Origin of the sequence: Mariniradius saccharolyticus AK6 (genome assembly GCF_000330725.2) — a bacterium.
GTDB lineage: Bacteria > Bacteroidota > Bacteroidia > Cytophagales > Cyclobacteriaceae > Mariniradius > Mariniradius saccharolyticus.
On sequence record NZ_AMZY02000023.1, the window covers coordinates 65,339 to 82,098 of the forward strand.

Genomic DNA, 16,760 nt, shown 5'->3' on the forward strand with positions numbered 1-16,760 from the left:
CAAGTCATTCAAATGCATTAGCCGGGGGCCTAGAGTACAAATACCCTTATCTGCGTTCACTTCCAGCACATAGAAGACAAAGTTGCTTAATGAGTGAACCCATCAGATTTCACCGTCCAGCCAAGCTTTTGCAAGCTTGTAACCGAGCGTCAAAACAATCGCCCCCGTAAACAATCCCAAAATCCCTGAATAGAGAAATCCCCCAAAGGAACCAAAAAAAACCACCATGGCAGGCACTGGCGCTCCTTTGCCCAATAAAATCGGCTTCAGGAAATTGTCCAAAACACCCGCCACGAGCATCCAAACAGTAAGGAAAATGGCCATTCCGGTGCTATCCTGCATCCAAATGTAGATGATCACACCGATACTTACTGGAAACAAGCCGATTTGGAACACCGCCAAAATCAGGCACAATAATATCCAAATCCCTACAAATGGAATCCCGGCAATAAACATTCCCAATCCACAAAAGAGCGCTTGGATTACCGCCACGCCCAATATCCCCTTCGCCACGGCGATTACCGTGGAGCGAGTGTCTTCCGCCATCCTTTCACCCGATTTACCGGCAAGCCTTGTAAAAAACTTGGTGGCCAATTCTCCTTCCAACTTCGAATAGGTCATCATAAATCCACTGACGATGATGGAAAGGGTGAATATGAGTATCCCTGAAGCTGTATGCGTCGCCAGACCGACAAACTTGAGCAGCACTGGCTTGATTTGATCTTGGTGTTTGACAAAAGTCGCGGATAGGTTTTGAGAGGCTTCAGTCCATATTCCATGAAGTGTTGGGCCAATTACAGGCCAGGATGCCACACTTTCAGAAGGTGGTGGCAGGTGAAGGTCATTATGTTGAAAAGCATACACCAAGGTTTTGAAATCATCCACGGTATTCAGCATGACCATGACAGAAGGCAAGATAATAATCAGCAACAATGTCACCACCAGCAGCGTTGCCGCCCAACCTGGTCGGTCGCCCATTTTCCGTGAGAGAAAATGGTGAAGTGGCCCAAATGAAATTGCCAATACACTTCCCCAAATCAGCAACGTGATAAATGGCTGGATAATATAAAAACACAAAAGCAGCAAGATGCCCAATGCCAAAATCTGAAGTACGAAATGAATTTGAGACGGCTTTGGCCCGGGAGTTAGATGTGTATTGTCCATAGAACTGAAGAAAGGAGAAAATTCCAAAAATTTGAATTTATGCAAATTTAAGATCAGTTTATAGGGCAATACTGATTAAAAATTTTATCGTGAGCAATATCCTTTATTTGTTTAGAAAATGGAGAAAATTCCCTTTCGATGTTTTTCCTAAAACCTCAATTACAAAACACGGGTAGAACAAAGGAGGCTAGTTTCGACTGGACTCCAACTTGACTTTCACAAAGCGAATCCGCTGCCTGTTCCAGGTATAACAAAAAACCAAATCGCCTTCATCCTCGATGATCGATGGATACGAAAACTCATCTTCTCCCGATCCAGCTTCGATTTCCTGCTGGATGGGCCAGGTTACACCATTATCCAATGATAGCGCCAACTGCATCGGGTACCGTTTGCCCCAGTTGCCAGAGACGGGATTATATACTAGGGCAATGACACCCGAGGGCATCTTGACCAGGTCGATTCCGCTGTTGTTATTGGGCAAATCAGTCAAATACACGGGCGACCAGGTCCTTCCAAAATCCTTTGACTCCGCCCTTGCGATTTTCCCGGTGGACGACCTGAGCAGCATGTGGATATGGCCTGGCTCGGATTCCCAAAGTGCAGGCTGGATCACACCCTCGCCAAGCACCAAATGCCGATCTAAAGCCAGCGTATCGGTGCGCTGCCAAGATTTGCCCGCATCAGTGGAAAAATCAACAAAAGCATTCCAAACCCTGTTTTTCTCCACAGATGCCGGTGCCAGCCAAGTGCCGTCTGATAGGACAAGAATATGGTTCCTGACAGGTCCCCGTCCTCCCCGATCTCCAGCCACCAATTCCTTTGGTGCGGACCAAGTTTCGCCCTTATCAAGAGACTCCATTACCCAAGTTTCCCAATCGTCGATCTCCTTTCCGACTTTGAAATAAAGCACCAAGCGACCATCTGGCGCCGAAAAAAGCACCGGATTCCAGTGGGGGTCATTCCGTACTTTAGCGAGCTTCTTCGGTGCGGTCCAAGCCCCGGGTTTGCCCTTGGCGGTCCAAATCGCCACATCGTCGTTTTTTTCATGGGAGCCTGCAAACCAAGCCAAAATGTACTCCCCGTTACCAAGTTTCTCTATCGTGGAGGCATGGCATTGGGGAAATGGGCGTTCGTCACCGAAAATAAACTCGCATTTCACTATTTGTAAGTCCAGCGTCTGCCCTACCAATCGTATGCAAATGAAGAAAAAGAATATGGTGGCTTTTGCGCTCATGGGGATTTGAAGTGTATTTATCAAGATACAATTTTCGAACAGATTTGTACTGTCAAAAATACAATTGTTCGAATTTCGGCATGACTCGACTGCCAAACTATCCAAATAGGTGAAAATCAAATATCACGCGATGTCACCCTGACGATGATTTGAAACGCTGACTATCCAACTGGATCCAAATGCGCCTTGATGGGTTTTTGCAAAGATTTCAATCGCTGCTTCAATACTTTTAGGAAAGGTACACCAGCTCAAAAAAGCGATTTCCTCCCATTTTCAAACGACTTTTCAAAATCCACATCCGCGAGCACTAGAATTGCCTCAAATTAATTCCCGACATTTTCCGCCAAGCCGGTAGTACCTCCAAGGGATAAGTCTTATTTTAGACCCCCAATCCGACCCAAATTATGTACATCATTTTTGATACTGAGACCACAGGCTTGCCCCGGAATTACGATGCGCCGATGGAGGATTTGGACAATTGGCCCCGCCTTGTCCAGATTGCCTGGCAGCTCCATGATGCGAGGGGAAAGCTGCTTTCCAACCACAATTACATCGTCAAGCCCGAGGGATTCACCATTCCCTACAATGCCGAAAAAGTCCACGGGATATCGACCGCCCGGGCTTTGAAGGAAGGGCATGACTTGGAAAAGGTCTTGGGGATTTTTGACGAGGATTTGAAAAAGGCCACCTATGTGGTCGGCCACAATATCGGCTTTGATATCAATGTCGTCGGTTCGGAGTTTTTGAGGAAAAAGCTCCCAATGAAACTCAGGGATAGAAAGGAGTTGGATACCAAGGACCTTTCGACCGATTTCTGCGCAATCCCTGGCGGAAAAGGCGGTAAATTCAAATGGCCAACCCTGACCGAACTGCACCACAAACTTTTCGGGAACGGATTCGCGGATGCCCACGACGCCGCCTATGACGTGGACGCGACGGCCAAGTGCTTCTTTGGCCTCATCACGCAGCGGGTCATTCAACCCGAAAAAGGCATTCCCCTGGCAGAAGTAGTCTATGAGCCGCCCCGTTTGGACGCGGCCAACTTTGCCAACGCCAAGGACGACACCAAAACCGCTGCAAAGGAAATCCTCAAGGCAGCCGGAACGGCGGATATTTCCCAAATGCAGGATTTACCTTTCACGCACCTGCATGTCCATACCCAATACTCGGTCCTGCAGGCGACTTCCGAGATACCTTCCTTGATCGCTTTGGCCAAATCGATGAACATGCCGGCGATTGCGATGACAGATCATGGCAATATGATGGGCGCGTTTCATTTTGTCAAAGAAGCATTTTCCAAAGGAATTAAACCGATCATCGGCTGTGAGTTTAATCTCTGCAAAGACCGCAAAAACAAATCCCAAAAGGACGACGGATACCAAACAGTCCTCATTGCAAAGAACAAAGGCGGCTATCATAACCTCGCGAAGTTGGCCTCCTATGCCAATATTGAGGGTTACTATTACGTGCCAAGAATCGACAAGGAACTTTTGGTGCAATACAAGTCTGACCTGATCGCCACGACGGGCGGACTCTGGTCTGAAATCCCCTACCTGATACTCAACGTGGGCGATACCCAAGCAGAAGAGGCCTTTATCTGGTGGAAGGAGCAGTTTGGGGAGGATTTCTATGTGGAACTCAACAGACATGGCATTCCCGAAGAGGAAAAAGTAAATGAAGTATTGCTTCATTTTGCGAAAAAATACGGTGTAAAATTCTTCGCCGCCAACAACGCCTATTACAACCAAAAGGTAGATGCCAAGGCCCACGACATCCTCCTCTGTGTGAAAGACGGCGAACTCGTCGAGAAGCCGAAAAAATACATCGGAAAGCGCGGACGGGAATTCAGGTTTGGATTTCCCAATGATGAATTCTACATCAAAAGCCCCGAGGAGATGAAAAAGCTCTTCGCGGACCTTCCCGAAGCGATTGCCTGCACCGATGAGATTGTGCAAAAGATCGAATCCTACAAACTGGAAAGGCCCGTTTTGTTGCCGAAGTTTGACATTCCAGATGAGTTCAAGGACCCGCAGGATGAAATCGACGGGGGCAAGCGTGGGGAAAATGCCTATTTGCGCTACCTTACCTACGAAGGCGCCAAGAAACGTTATCCCGATCTCACGGACGAAATCAAGGAACGGCTTGACTTTGAGTTGGCTACAATCGAAAAAACCGGCTATCCGGGTTACTTCCTGATTGTGCAGGATTTTACGGGAGAAGCGCGAAAAATGGGCGTCTCTGTTGGGCCAGGCAGGGGTTCCGCAGCGGGTTCGGCGGTGGCGTATTGTACCGGTATCACCAATGTAGACCCAATCGCCTATGACCTCCTCTTCGAAAGGTTCCTCAACCCCGACCGGGTTTCCCTTCCCGATATTGATATTGACTTTGACGACGAAGGCCGGGATAAGGTCATCAAATATGTGATCGACAAATACGGATCCAACCAAGTCGCACAAATCATCACCTACGGTACCATGGCCGCCAAATCGGCGATCAGGGACACGGCGAGGGTGCTCAATCTCCCCTTGGCGGAAGCTGACAAACTCGCCAAGCTAGTCCCCGACATCAAGCTCAAGGCACTTTTTGACCTCTCAAAAGACAGGGCAAAACTGGCAGACAAGCTAAAAGGCAACGGGGAAGATTTGTCAAAAGCCGAAGAACTGATCCGCATTTCAAAAGGGCAGGACGAACTTTCCAAAACCGTCAACCAAGCGACGGTGCTCGAAGGCTCTGTCCGGAATACAGGAATCCACGCCTGCGGAGTCATCATTACACCGGATGACATCACCAATTTTGTACCGGTTGCCTTGGCAAAGGATTCTGACATGGTCTGCACCCAATTTGACAACTCGGTCGTCGAAAGCGCCGGCTTGCTCAAGATGGACTTCTTGGGATTGAAGACGCTCACCCTGATCAAGGATGCGGTCAAGATCGTCAAGGAAAGACACGGGATAGATTTGGATCCTGACAATTTCCCAATCGACGACGCGAAGACTTATGAGCTATTCCAACGCGGTGAAACGGTCGGCATTTTCCAATACGAATCTCCCGGGATGCAAAAGTACATGCGGGACCTGAAGCCAACGGTCTTTGCCGACCTGATTGCGATGAACGCGCTTTACAGACCCGGGCCATTGGAATATATTCCATCTTTCGTCAGGCGAAAACACGGACAGGAACCGATCACCTATGACCTGGACGACATGAAGGAATACCTGGAGGAAACTTATGGTATCACCGTGTACCAGGAACAGGTCATGTTGCTTTCCCAAAAATTGGCTGGCTTCACCAAAGGCGAGGCGGACGTGCTCCGGAAAGCGATGGGTAAGAAACAGAAAGACGTCCTCGACAAAATGAAGCCGAAATTTGTCGAACAGGCTTCTGCCAAAGGACATGATGCCCAAAAGCTGGAAAAAATCTGGAAGGACTGGGAGGCCTTCGCCTCTTACGCATTCAACAAATCGCACTCCACTTGCTACGCTTGGATCGCCTATCAGACAGCCTATCTGAAGGCACATTATCCCGCGGAATATATGGCCTCCGTGCTCAGCAACAACATGAACGATATCACGCAGGTGACATTTTTCATGGAAGAATGTAAGCGCATGGGCATCTCCGTGTTGGGGCCAGACGTCAACGAATCCAAAAGCGGCTTCACGGTCAACAAAGACGGGCAGATCCGCTTTGGCTTGGCAGCTATCAAGGGGGCAGGTGCCGCTGCGGTAGAAGCGATCATTGTCGAGCGGGAAAAGAGCGGGCGTTACCAAACTATCTTCGATTTCTGCAAACGAGTCAATTCCAGGGCTTTGAACAAAAAAACGCTGGAAGCATTGGCGATGGCAGGAAGCTTCGATTGCTTCCCGCAACACCACCGGCGACAATACCTCGAAGCACCCGAGGGTGATGTGACGCTGCTCGAAAAAGCGGTGAAGTATGCCCAAAAAGTCCAACAAGAATCAGAAAGCAACCAAGTGAGCCTGTTTGGAGGAGGTTCCGGCATGGAAGTTTCGCTTCCTACCGTGGCCTCCATGGAGCCTTTCAGCCAATTGCAGCAGCTCAACATCGAAAAAGAAGTCGTTGGGCTTTATATATCCGGGCATCCTCTGGACCAGTTCCGGGTGGAAATCGATGCCTTTACCAATACACCCCTACCGGAATTTGCGGATATCGAAAACCTCAGAAAAAAAAGCGACATCAAGGCTGCAGGAATCGTTACTTCCTTTGCCCACCGGACTACCAAGACCGGAAAGCCTTTTGGCACGCTCAGTATGGAGGATTACCATGGGGCCCATACCTTCTTCCTTTTCGGCGATGACTACATCAAATTCAAGGGCTACTTCATGACAGGTTGGTTCCTGTACCTCAGCGGGTCCGTACATCCCAACAAGTTCAAGGAAAATGAGTTTGAGTTCAAAATCAACATGATCATGCTCCTCAATGAGGTGCGCGGCAAAATGGTCAAGGGGCTCCGTGTAAATATCGATCTGGATGATCTGTCGTTCGAATTAATGGAAAAACTGGAAGCCATTACCCAGCGGTATCGCGGTGATGCAAAACTGTACATCAACATCATCGACTCCAAAGAAAACATCACCCTAGACTTGATGTCAAAGCGTTTTACCGTAGATCCATCTAACGAGATGATCAAGGAATTGGGACGCATTCCGGAAGTGGTGTATGAGATTGTATGAGGAGGGAAGGTTAGGGAGTTGGAAGGTTGGAACGTTAGCAGGCGTCGAGATAATCACGAATTTTATTCTCAGAGGCTGGGAACTTATTGAAGCCCAATCTGCTTAATGAGTATATTTGAAAATCAAGCATTCACAAACTATACATTACAATGGCAAAAGCAATAGAGATTACCGATGCAAACTTTGAAGAAGTATTGAAGTCAGACAAGCCCGTGTTGGTGGACTTTTGGGCAGAATGGTGCGGCCCATGCAAAATGATCGGACCAGTGGTAGAGGAACTCGCAGGCGATTATGAAGGAAAGGCCATCATTGGCAAAGTAGACGTCGACTCCAATCCAGCCGTTGCGCAGGCTCTTGGTATCAGAAGCATTCCTACATTGATGTTCTTCAAAGGTGGAAAATTGGTTGACAAGCAAATCGGGGCTGTTCCAAAAGTCGTTTTGTCCCAAAAATTGGACGCGCAGCTCTAATTGATATAGAAATCACAGTAATAGCCACAGAGATTCGTTCTTTGTGGCTATTTTTATTTGTGGGTAGAATAAATCTATGAAAGAAACCTTGATTGAGCTCGAGCAATTCCTTCAATTACGGGGAAGTATTCCGATCTTGGATGCCCGGAGTGAGGGGGAATTCGCACAAGGACATATTCCCGGATCCATCAATCTACCAATCCTCAACAATGAAGAAAGAAAAATTGTAGGAACGATCTACAAGCAGCGAGGAAGTCAGGAGGCGGTGGTCAAGGGTTTCGAGCTCGTCGGGCCAAGGTTTCATTCCATCATCCAGGATGCTTTCAGGCTTTTTCCAGATAAGAAAATAATGACCTACTGTTGGCGGGGAGGCATGCGGAGTGAGATCATGTCCTGGCTACTACGCATGGCGGGATTTGAAATCCTACGGCTGAAGGGAGGGTACAAAACCTACCGCACACTGACCTATGAGGCCGTCAGGAAGGAAAGGAATTTCATCGTGTTGGGGGGAAAAACCGGCGTCGGTAAAACCGTTTTGCTTCAAGCATTAAAAGCAGCCGGCGAACCAGTCATTGACTTGGAAAAAATCGCCAACCACAAAGGATCTTCTTTCGGTGGCATCGGCCAAGCACCCCAACCGAGTATAGAGCATTTCGAGAATCTGCTTGCCGAAGAGCTTCTCAAATTCCCGATTTCGGCGAAAATCTGGATAGAAAATGAAAGCCGGAGAATTGGAAAAGTAGTCCTATCTGAGGAGTTCTATAACAATATCATCACCTCTCCGCTGATCGAAATCACCAAATCGGAGTCGGAAAGGATCGCCCATATTTCCAATGAATATGGTCTTTTACCCGAAAAAGACCTGATTGAAGCGGTGAAAAGACTCCAAAAAAAATTGGGTGGAAAAAGGACATCCGAGGCTATAGAAGATATCAAGGCGAAGCGGCATGACTCCTGGATTGCCAATTTGTTGATTTATTATGACAAGGCTTATGAATTCGAACTCACCAAGCACCAACGGGCGCAAGTATTCCCGCTTGAATTGGGCGATACCGAAGGTGAAAACGCAGTTCGCCGGCTATTGGAGATCAAAAACAACATCAATCAATGGAAACCCCAACTATCCGATTAACACAATTCAGTGAAGGTTCTGGCTGCGGATGCAAGATCGCCCCGGCAGTCTTGGACAGTATTCTTGGAAACAGAAAATCCGTGGACTTGGAGGACCCGAATCTTTTGGTTGGAAACTCTACCAAAGACGATGCCGCAGTCTACCAGATTAGCGAGACAATCGCGATGATCAACACCGTTGACTTTTTTACCCCAATCGTGGATGACCCCTACGATTTTGGCAGGATCGCTGCCGCAAATGCATTGTCGGATGTGTACGCCATGGGAGGAAAGCCCCTTTTTGCCAACGCCATCCTGAGTTGGCCAGTCGAGAAAATTGATCCAATGCTGGCAGCTGAGGTCTTGGAAGGGGGTCGAGCGATTTGCCAAGAAGCTGGAATTCCCCTTGCGGGCGGACACAGCATCGCGGCAAAAGATCCGATTTTTGGACTTTCGGTAAATGGGATCATCCATCCCAAAAGCATAAAGACAAACAAGGGATCAAAGGAGGGTGATTTGATCTATATCACCAAGCCCTTGGGAATCGGCGTATTGGCTACTGCTTTGAAACGTGACAAAATCAACCAGGATGACTATGTCAAAATGATCCATTTTGCCACGCAGATCAATTCCATCGGCTCGGAGTTTGGGCAATTGGAATATATCCATGCGATGACCGATGTGACAGGATTTGGGTTGTTGGGGCATTTGGTAGAAATGTCGGAAGGCGCGGGACTCAGCGCAGTGATCCAAGGCAGCAGTCTTCCGCTGATCGATGGGGTAAGCGATTACATTTCACAATTTATCTTTCCCGACAATACCTACCGAAACTGGAATGCGTACAGCGGAAAGACGGAAGGAATCAACGGTATGGAACTGGTCAAATTCTGCGATCCGCAGACCAACGGAGGGCTGATGGTCGCCGTGGACCCAAAATCCCAAAAAGCATTTGAGTCATTCCTCGAAAAGCACCGACAAAAAGCTTGGCTGATCGGGGAGTTTATCGCCCAATCAGCCAAAGTGGTCAAAGTGGTCTAGTCAAGCACTTTGACCTTGATACTTTTGTAATAGATCACGCTCTCCGGATCATGGGCTTGGATTGCAAAAGTACCCTTATCAAATTTTTTCTCGCCCGCGTTTGCTGGGCGGTTATTGTCCTTGGATTCTGTGTAATCAGTGACAGTTTTACCGTTGATTTTGATCACAACATGGTCACCCCTCACGATAATGTGTGTCGTGTACCATTCTCCATCCTTGACATGCACCTCGCGGACATCGCTGAATGAATACAGGCTTCCTGATTTCCTCCAATCACTATGGGTCTGATTGACCTGGACTTCGTAGCCCTTATTGGGCCAGCCAGTTTCTTGATAGGCCGTATGGAAAAAGATACCCGAATTGGCTTTGGGCATGGTTTTCAATTCGACCATCAATTCAAAATTTTTGAACTCCCCATTATTGACTGGACCGACATAGAAGGCATGTGCCCTTGGGCCGTCGATCTTTATCAATCCATCCTCAATGCTGAAGGATGAGGGGTTTTCAGCGATTTTCCATCCGTCGAAATTCTTCCCGTTAAACAATGTTATCCAATCCGACTGCGCAAAGAGATTCATTCCCAAAAGCATTAGGGAAAAAACAAGCAAAGTTTTTTTCATAGTTTGGTTATTTGAGGTTCATTTTTTATTCAAATTTCAAGCAGGCATCAATGATGCAGCTGGGAAACACCGCCTGATACGATGAATTTCATGACTTCGGTACTCTTCACGTTTTTCAAGATGCGCACGTTTTCCCGGGGAACTAGAAACAGATTTCCTGAGAAATTATAGCTGTGCGGCAAATAGATCGCTACCATTCCAGGTTCTTCCAATACAGAAAGATCTTCCTGCGTCACGAAGCCCAATCTTGAAACATCTGAAGAAATTTTGATGATTGCTGGGGTGTTGAATTTCTTTTTGTCCCCCACAAAAGCCGACATCAAGTCTTTGATACTGGTATATAGAATGTTGATCAGTGGAATCTTGAAAACCCACTTTTCGAAAATTTCAAACAGCGGTTTGGTAATGAAAATACTTGCCAAAAAACCTACGAAAGTGATGGATGCCAGGATGATCAAAATCCCCAATCCCGGGAATGGGATTGGCAAGATCCCATCCAAAAACTGAAGCGTAAGGACGATCACATAGACCGTCAGCGCGATCGGAACCACAAACAATAAGCCCCGAAAGAAATACGTGATGATCCTTCTGTATGTAAATGCCATAGCCCAATTTTCCCGAATTAAAAATAAAGAATATTGACCATATCCTGTTTGCCGAAATAAAATCTTCCAACCACTTGAAAAAGAAAAAGCCCCGATTATCAACCGGGGCTCTTCAGCGAATATTGTTTCTTTTACAAATCGATACCCATGAAGGACATGAAGGCGATGCCCATCAGTCCTGTAAGCAGCATCGTGATGCCAAGACCTTTCAAGCCGTTAGGTACGTTGGAATACTTCATCTTCTCGCGGATAGCAGCCAAAGCAACAATCGCCAAGAAGAAGCCGGTTCCGGATCCGAATCCATAAACCGTGGCTTCAGCCAAGGTATAATCCCTTTGCGCCATGAACAAAGCGCCTCCTAAGATCGCACAGTTTACAGCAATCAAAGGAAGGAAAATACCCAATGCTCCATAGAGCGCAGGCGCAAATTTCTCCACGATCATTTCCACCAATTGTACAATTGCCGCGATGATGGCAATGAACATGATAAATCTGAGGAACGAAAGGTCAAGTGTCGCAAACGAAGCACCTGCCCAAGAAAGCGCACCTTCCTTCAAAACCAACTCATTCAAAAGCCAGTTGATCGGAACGGTTACGGTCAACACGAAGATAACCGCAGCACCAAGTCCAAGCGCTGTACTCACTTTTTTGGAAACTGCCAAGAACGAGCACATTCCCAAAAAGTAAGCAAAAATCATATTGTCAATAAAGATGGATCTTACTCCTAAGCTAATTAATTCCATGTCGTTATCGGATTAATGTTCAACATAACCTGTTTTGGTACGCTGTACCCAAATGATCAGTCCCAAGATGATAAATGCACCGACGGGAGTCACCATGAGACCATTTGTCGCGAGGCTGAAATTTTCACCAAAAAGACCTGCGATGCTGTCATAAATCGGCAAGCCAAATACGCTGCCAGATCCAAATAACTCCCTAAAGAATGCTACTGCCAAAATGATCCAAGAATAGCCCAAGGCTGATCCTAATCCATCCAACACGGAGTCATAAGGTTTATTGCCAAGTGCGAATGCTTCCAATCGACCCATTACTATACAGTTGGTAATAATCAGACCGATGAAGACCGAAAGTTCCTTGTACATGTCATAGGCAAAAGCTTTCAGAATCTCACTCACCACTGTTACCAAAGTCGCAACAACAGCCAACTGCACAATGATCCTCACCCTTGTGGGGATCGTATTCCTCATGACAGAGATCACGAAGTTGGACATGGCAACCACGAAGATAACAGAGATGGCCATGATCAAAGTTGGCTGCATCTGTGTAGTCACCGCAAGGGCCGAACAGATTCCCAAAACTTGGATCGTGATGGGGTTACTATCAACCAAAGGGTCAGTAACCAGTTTTTTTCTCCTCTTTGACAGAAGCGCCTCTGCGGGCTTTTTTACTTCTGCTATTGTAGTTTCTGTACTCATTATCTAGAAGGATTGAATGGTTCAAATTAATTTAAAGCTACTACATCAGAGGATTTGGCAGATTTGGTCTTCTCCAAAAATGCACTGTAGTATTGCAGATAGTTCTTCACCATGTTGTTCACACCATTTGCTGTGATGGTGGCACCGGACATCCCGTCGACTTTGTGCTTATCGGCGTCGTAGTCCTTGCCTTCTCCTTTTTGCATGGCTACTGCCTGGAGCGTACCGGTTTCATCGAAAATCTCTTTGCCTTGGTAGCGGGCCTGAACATCGGAACTTGTGATTCTTGCACCCAAGCCTGGAGTTTCACCTTTGTGGGCAAAAGTCACACCGGCGATGGTATTCAAATCGGTCTTCAAAGCAACGTACCCCCAAATCTCATCCCAAAGGCCTGCACCATAAACGGGCAAAATATAGGATTCGACGGCATCAGGGTTTCCTTCTGCATGGTAAATGAAAACAGGGAAAACACGCTTCTCAGCTGGCATTTTGTAATTCTTGCCTACGTTCACTTTTTCAGCAACCATTGGGCTGCCATCAGGAGCAGTTTCGATTTTGTTTCCTTCAATGTCGACTACGATGGAAGATATCCTATTCTGATAATATTCCAACACCTCGTTCGCCTTCATTTTCCTAAGGGTCTCGCCATCAACGACCGCACCCAGAATTTGCTTTCTAGTATCAAGCTCCTCTGCCTTTCTCTGCAAAGGACCCAACACTTGGGAAGTCCCAGACAACAATAATCCTAAGATAACGGTCAGGATTATCGAAAATGTGATGATATATGCGTTAGACTGTTGCACGTTGTAGCCTCCTTTTCTTATTTGCTTTTACTACATAATAATCGATCAATGGTGCGAAGACGTTCATCAGCAATACCGCCAACATGATGCCTTCAGGATATGCCGGGTTGGAAACACGGATGATGATGGTCAATACACCAATCAAGAATCCATAAATCCATTTTCCAGTTTCTGTCTGTGCTGCTGAGACTGGGTCAGTAGCCATAAACACCACACCAAACGCCAAGCCTCCCATCACCCAGTGATATTGTGGTGGTAAAGCCATGTATTCATTTACTGCAAGCAAGTTCATCAAAAGACCCATTGCATAGGCGCCTGCAAAGCCACTTGCGATGATTTTCCAGCTAGCTACGCCGGTTCCGATCAAAATCGCCGCACCGATCAATGCCATCAATGTTGATGTTTCACCGATAGATCCCGGAATCCAGCCCATAAACATATTGTAGAAGCTGTATATTCCCTCACCGAGGACAGAGTTATGTTGGGACAATGCTTGGGTAGCCTGTGTTCCTGTCACGCCCGCATCATACACTACCGACAATGCCGTCGCTCCAGAAAAACCATCCACCGGAGTCTTGTCACCAAGATAGGTCCATACCTGGTCTCCAGAAATCTGCGCCGGATAAGCGAAATATAGAAATGCCCTAGCGGTCATGGCGACGTTGAGGATATTCATTCCCGTACCTCCAAAAACCTCCTTTCCGATCACTACCGCAAAAATGGTTGCCAAAGCAACCTGCCAGAGTGGAATGGTGGGAGGCATGACCAATGCGATCAACATCCCCGTCACCAAGTAACCTTCACTAATGGGGTGGTTTCGGATAACACAGAAGGTAAATTCCGTCAAGAGACCAACCGCATAAGATACGATCAAAACTGGAAGTACCGCAAGTGCCCCTATCAAAGCTTTGTCAAGCCATGTTGCTTCTTCACCGACGGCAAGAAAATGCTGATGACCGACGTTCAGGATTCCAAACAACAAGGTCGGGACCATTGCAATGACCACGGTGATCATGACCCTTTTCAGGTCAACCGCATCCTTGATTTGGGTGCCTTTGGTACCGGTTACCAAATCAGGTGCAAAGGCGATTGTCCTATGGCCTTCGTAAAGGGTATAGAACTTTTCCCATTTGCCTCCCTTTTCAAAGTTTGGCTTTAGACTATCGAAGAGATTTTGTAACGCCTTCATACTTAACTATACATTAATAATTCAATTCCGTTTCTTAGCATTTTCTGCAGCTCGTTTTTGGAAGGATCGATGAACTCGCAAAGTGCGACATCCTCTTCCACCAACTCGTACAAGCCCAATTCCTCCATTTCGTCAAAATCCTCCGCTACGATGGCCTTGAAGAGATATGTCGGCAGGATATCCATAGGCATTACTTGTTCAAAGGCTCCGGTCACAACAAATGGACGTTCTTCTCCATGTGTATTCGTATCAACCACGTATTCCTTGTTTCTGTTGAGGAAAGAAAACAAACCAAGCGCCTTATGGAAGCTAAGTTTGGTAGTGCTTGGTTTCAGCCACCCCAGAAACTCCTCATATTCTCCTTCAGGAATCAAGGTGATTTGGCTGGCATAGAATCCCAAATATCCTTTATTGTCAATTTTTTCACCAGTCAGAACATTTCCAGAAATCACTCTGACATGTTCTTGCTTGGCGTTTCCAGACACAAAGGTTTCAACATTGCAGCCAATGTATGTTTTTACATACCCAGTGGTTTTGGCCTCAGAACCAGTGACCGCAATGATGCGGGATGCATCATATTTTCCTTCCAAAAAGAGTTTGCCGATCTGAACAACCCCGTAAGGACTTACTGTCCAAACCAAGTCACCTTTATTGATAGGGTCAAGATGGTGGATCTGAGTGCCTACGTTTCCAGCGGGGTGCGGCCCGGAAATTTTGTTCACTTCTACACCACTCAAGTTTGAAAATACGCTGGCAACTTCTCCCTCGCCATTGATATTGACGTGGACTTTACCGGTGGTGAGTTTCTTGAGGACATCGATACCTGCTTGGAAGTATTTACCTTCACCCTGTAGCGTGAATCCATAATCGGGCGCCAAAGGATGTGTATCAAAGCATGATACGAAAATGGATTTGGGTGTTTCGTCGGGGTTGGCAACGATACCATAGGGCCTTTGGATGATTTGTGGCCACACACCTCCTTTACACATGTGGTCGATCGCTTGAACCTTGGAAAGGGATTTCAGCGCTGAGTCGGTGAACTTCTCGAAAACTTCAAAATCAACCGAGCTGTCGGCGAGGATTTTGATCTCCAACAATTTCCTTTTGTCGCCCCTCTTGATTTCAATGACCTCACCAGAAACCGGCGCAACGTATTGCACTTTGTCCAGGGCTTTATCCATCAGGATAGGGGTACCAGCTTTGACTGTATCTCCCTCACTGACAGTAACTTTTGGACGCTGCATGCCAAGAAAATCGGTCGGCTTCAGGGCAAAAGTTTTTGCCGGGGACATGGATATCAGCTTTTTTTCGGCCTTACCTACCAGCTTAATATCGAATCCCTTCTTAAGCTTTATTGTTTTAGACATATGATTTTTTAACTGTATGGTCTTTTGAAAAACGCCTCAAATCTAATAAAATACTCATTGAATGGAAGCTTAGAATTGCATTATTTGTTGGACGGAAACCGCCCGGAAATGCATCAGCTCTCTGATTTTCTACTTTTCCTCCAAAACAAAGCTCTCGCCTATGGACATGATGTGCCTCATCACCTGTTCCATCAACCACATGGGAGTGGATGTGGCGCCGCAGATGCCTACTTTGTCCTGCGGAGTAAACCAGGATGGATCGATTTCTGTTTCGTTTTCCACAAAGTAACTGCGGGGATTTTCGCTCAGACAGACTTGGAAGAGGGCTTTTCCATTGGAACTCTTTTTTCCAGAGACGAAAATCACCACGTCATTTTCCTGGGAGAATCGCTGAAGCTGGGGTTCTCGGTTTGAGACTTGCCGACAAATCGAATCGTTGGCGCTAAAGTCTATCTCGTTCAATTCGCCCTTGGCAGCCCTGATGCGCTCCTCTATTTTATCCTTCAAGGCATAAAAACCTTTGGTGCTTTTTGTAGTCTGGCTGAAAAGCGTCACAGGCTTGGAATAATCGATCAGGTCGAGATCCTTGTCTTCCATCACGACAATTGCTTTTTCGAGCGTCTGTCCCGTCAATCCGATGACTTCTGCATGCCCTTTTTTCCCGTAAATGACTATTTGGCCATCTTCGCGCTCCATCTTGTCAAATGCGGTCTTGACGCGATGCTGAAGTTTCAACACTACCGGACAAGAAGCATCGATCAGCTCGATATTATTTTCAATGGCCATGCGGTAGGTTTCCGGTGGCTCGCCATGCGCACGGATGAGGACCTTGCAGTCGCTCAATTCCTGGAGTTGGTCGCGGTCTATCACGACAAGACCCTTATCGGTGAGCCGTTTTACCTCCATATCATTGTGGACGATGTCACCCAGACAGTACAGTTTGTCTGAGACTTCCATTTCATCCTCGGCCATTTTGATGGCAAACTCCACCCCAAAACAGTAGCCTGAATTTTTATCGATGGTTACTTCCATA

General features: G+C 46.9%; 14 protein-coding genes. 4 read left to right on the forward strand and 10 right to left on the reverse strand.

Annotated features, from left to right (window positions below; translation table 11 throughout):
- Positions 1–102: 102 nt before the first annotated feature.
- Together C943_RS20110 and C943_RS20115 are read right to left on the reverse strand one after the other, a co-directional pair.
- The gene (locus tag C943_RS20110) at positions 103–1,164 is read right to left on the reverse strand and encodes an AI-2E family transporter (RefSeq protein ID WP_051069646.1); all 1,062 of its coding nucleotides are present in this window, start codon (positions 1,162–1,164) and stop codon (positions 103–105) included.
- A gap of 187 nt (positions 1,165–1,351) precedes the next feature.
- Positions 1,352–2,398 (reverse strand): sialidase family protein, encoded by a 1,047-nt coding sequence (locus tag C943_RS20115; RefSeq protein ID WP_051069647.1) that lies wholly within the window; start codon positions 2,396–2,398, stop codon positions 1,352–1,354.
- A gap of 404 nt (positions 2,399–2,802) precedes the next feature.
- Between C943_RS20115 and dnaE the strand changes: the two genes are divergently transcribed.
- From dnaE to selD, 4 genes are all read left to right on the forward strand, one after another.
- On the forward strand, positions 2,803–7,089 hold the full coding sequence (gene dnaE, locus C943_RS20120) for a DNA polymerase III subunit alpha (RefSeq protein ID WP_008631618.1): 4,287 nt from the start codon (positions 2,803–2,805) through the stop codon (positions 7,087–7,089).
- A gap of 149 nt (positions 7,090–7,238) precedes the next feature.
- A complete protein-coding gene (trxA, locus tag C943_RS20125; RefSeq protein WP_008631620.1) occupies positions 7,239–7,559 on the forward strand; it encodes a thioredoxin in 321 nt (106 codons plus the stop codon).
- A 76-nt stretch (positions 7,560–7,635) separates the two neighbouring features.
- On the forward strand, positions 7,636–8,691 hold the full coding sequence (gene mnmH / locus C943_RS20130) for a tRNA 2-selenouridine(34) synthase MnmH (protein ID WP_008631623.1): 1,056 nt from the start codon (positions 7,636–7,638) through the stop codon (positions 8,689–8,691).
- The gene (gene selD / locus C943_RS20135) at positions 8,667–9,707 is read left to right on the forward strand and encodes a selenide, water dikinase SelD (protein ID WP_008631626.1); all 1,041 of its coding nucleotides are present in this window, start codon (positions 8,667–8,669) and stop codon (positions 9,705–9,707) included. The genes mnmH and selD overlap by 25 nt, the downstream gene beginning before the upstream one ends.
- On the opposite strand, the gene C943_RS20140 is transcribed toward selD, so the two are convergent.
- The 8 genes from C943_RS20140 to C943_RS20175 all read right to left on the reverse strand — a co-directional run bounded on the left by C943_RS20140 (position 9,704) and on the right by C943_RS20175 (position 16,759).
- On the reverse strand, positions 9,704–10,327 hold the full coding sequence (locus C943_RS20140; RefSeq protein ID WP_008631629.1) for a 3-keto-disaccharide hydrolase: 624 nt from the start codon (positions 10,325–10,327) through the stop codon (positions 9,704–9,706). The genes selD and C943_RS20140 overlap by 4 nt on opposite strands.
- A 47-nt stretch (positions 10,328–10,374) precedes the next feature.
- Complete coding sequence (locus tag C943_RS20145; RefSeq protein WP_008631634.1) at positions 10,375–10,932, reverse strand: DUF502 domain-containing protein; 558 nt, start codon at positions 10,930–10,932, stop codon at positions 10,375–10,377.
- 131 nt (positions 10,933–11,063) lie between these two features.
- Positions 11,064–11,675, reverse strand: coding sequence for an NADH:ubiquinone reductase (Na(+)-transporting) subunit E (gene nqrE, locus C943_RS20150; RefSeq protein WP_008631635.1), 612 nt, complete (start codon positions 11,673–11,675; stop codon positions 11,064–11,066).
- Positions 11,676–11,687: 12 nt separating this feature from the next.
- Positions 11,688–12,368, reverse strand: a complete 681-nt coding sequence (locus C943_RS20155; protein ID WP_008631636.1) for an NADH:ubiquinone reductase (Na(+)-transporting) subunit D — start codon at positions 12,366–12,368, stop codon at positions 11,688–11,690.
- Between the two features lie 26 nt (positions 12,369–12,394).
- A complete protein-coding gene (gene nqrC, locus C943_RS20160; protein WP_040481551.1) occupies positions 12,395–13,171 on the reverse strand; it encodes an NADH:ubiquinone reductase (Na(+)-transporting) subunit C in 777 nt (258 codons plus the stop codon).
- The gene (locus C943_RS20165; RefSeq protein ID WP_008631638.1) at positions 13,158–14,360 is read right to left on the reverse strand and encodes an NADH:ubiquinone reductase (Na(+)-transporting) subunit B; all 1,203 of its coding nucleotides are present in this window, start codon (positions 14,358–14,360) and stop codon (positions 13,158–13,160) included. The genes nqrC and C943_RS20165 overlap by 14 nt, the downstream gene beginning before the upstream one ends.
- Positions 14,361–14,362: 2 nt before the next feature.
- On the reverse strand, positions 14,363–15,727 hold the full coding sequence (locus C943_RS20170; protein ID WP_008631639.1) for a Na(+)-translocating NADH-quinone reductase subunit A: 1,365 nt from the start codon (positions 15,725–15,727) through the stop codon (positions 14,363–14,365).
- 129 nt (positions 15,728–15,856) lie between these two features.
- A complete protein-coding gene (locus tag C943_RS20175) occupies positions 15,857–16,759 on the reverse strand; it encodes a 4-hydroxy-3-methylbut-2-enyl diphosphate reductase (protein WP_008631641.1) in 903 nt (300 codons plus the stop codon).
- Position 16,760 lies beyond the last annotated feature (1 nt).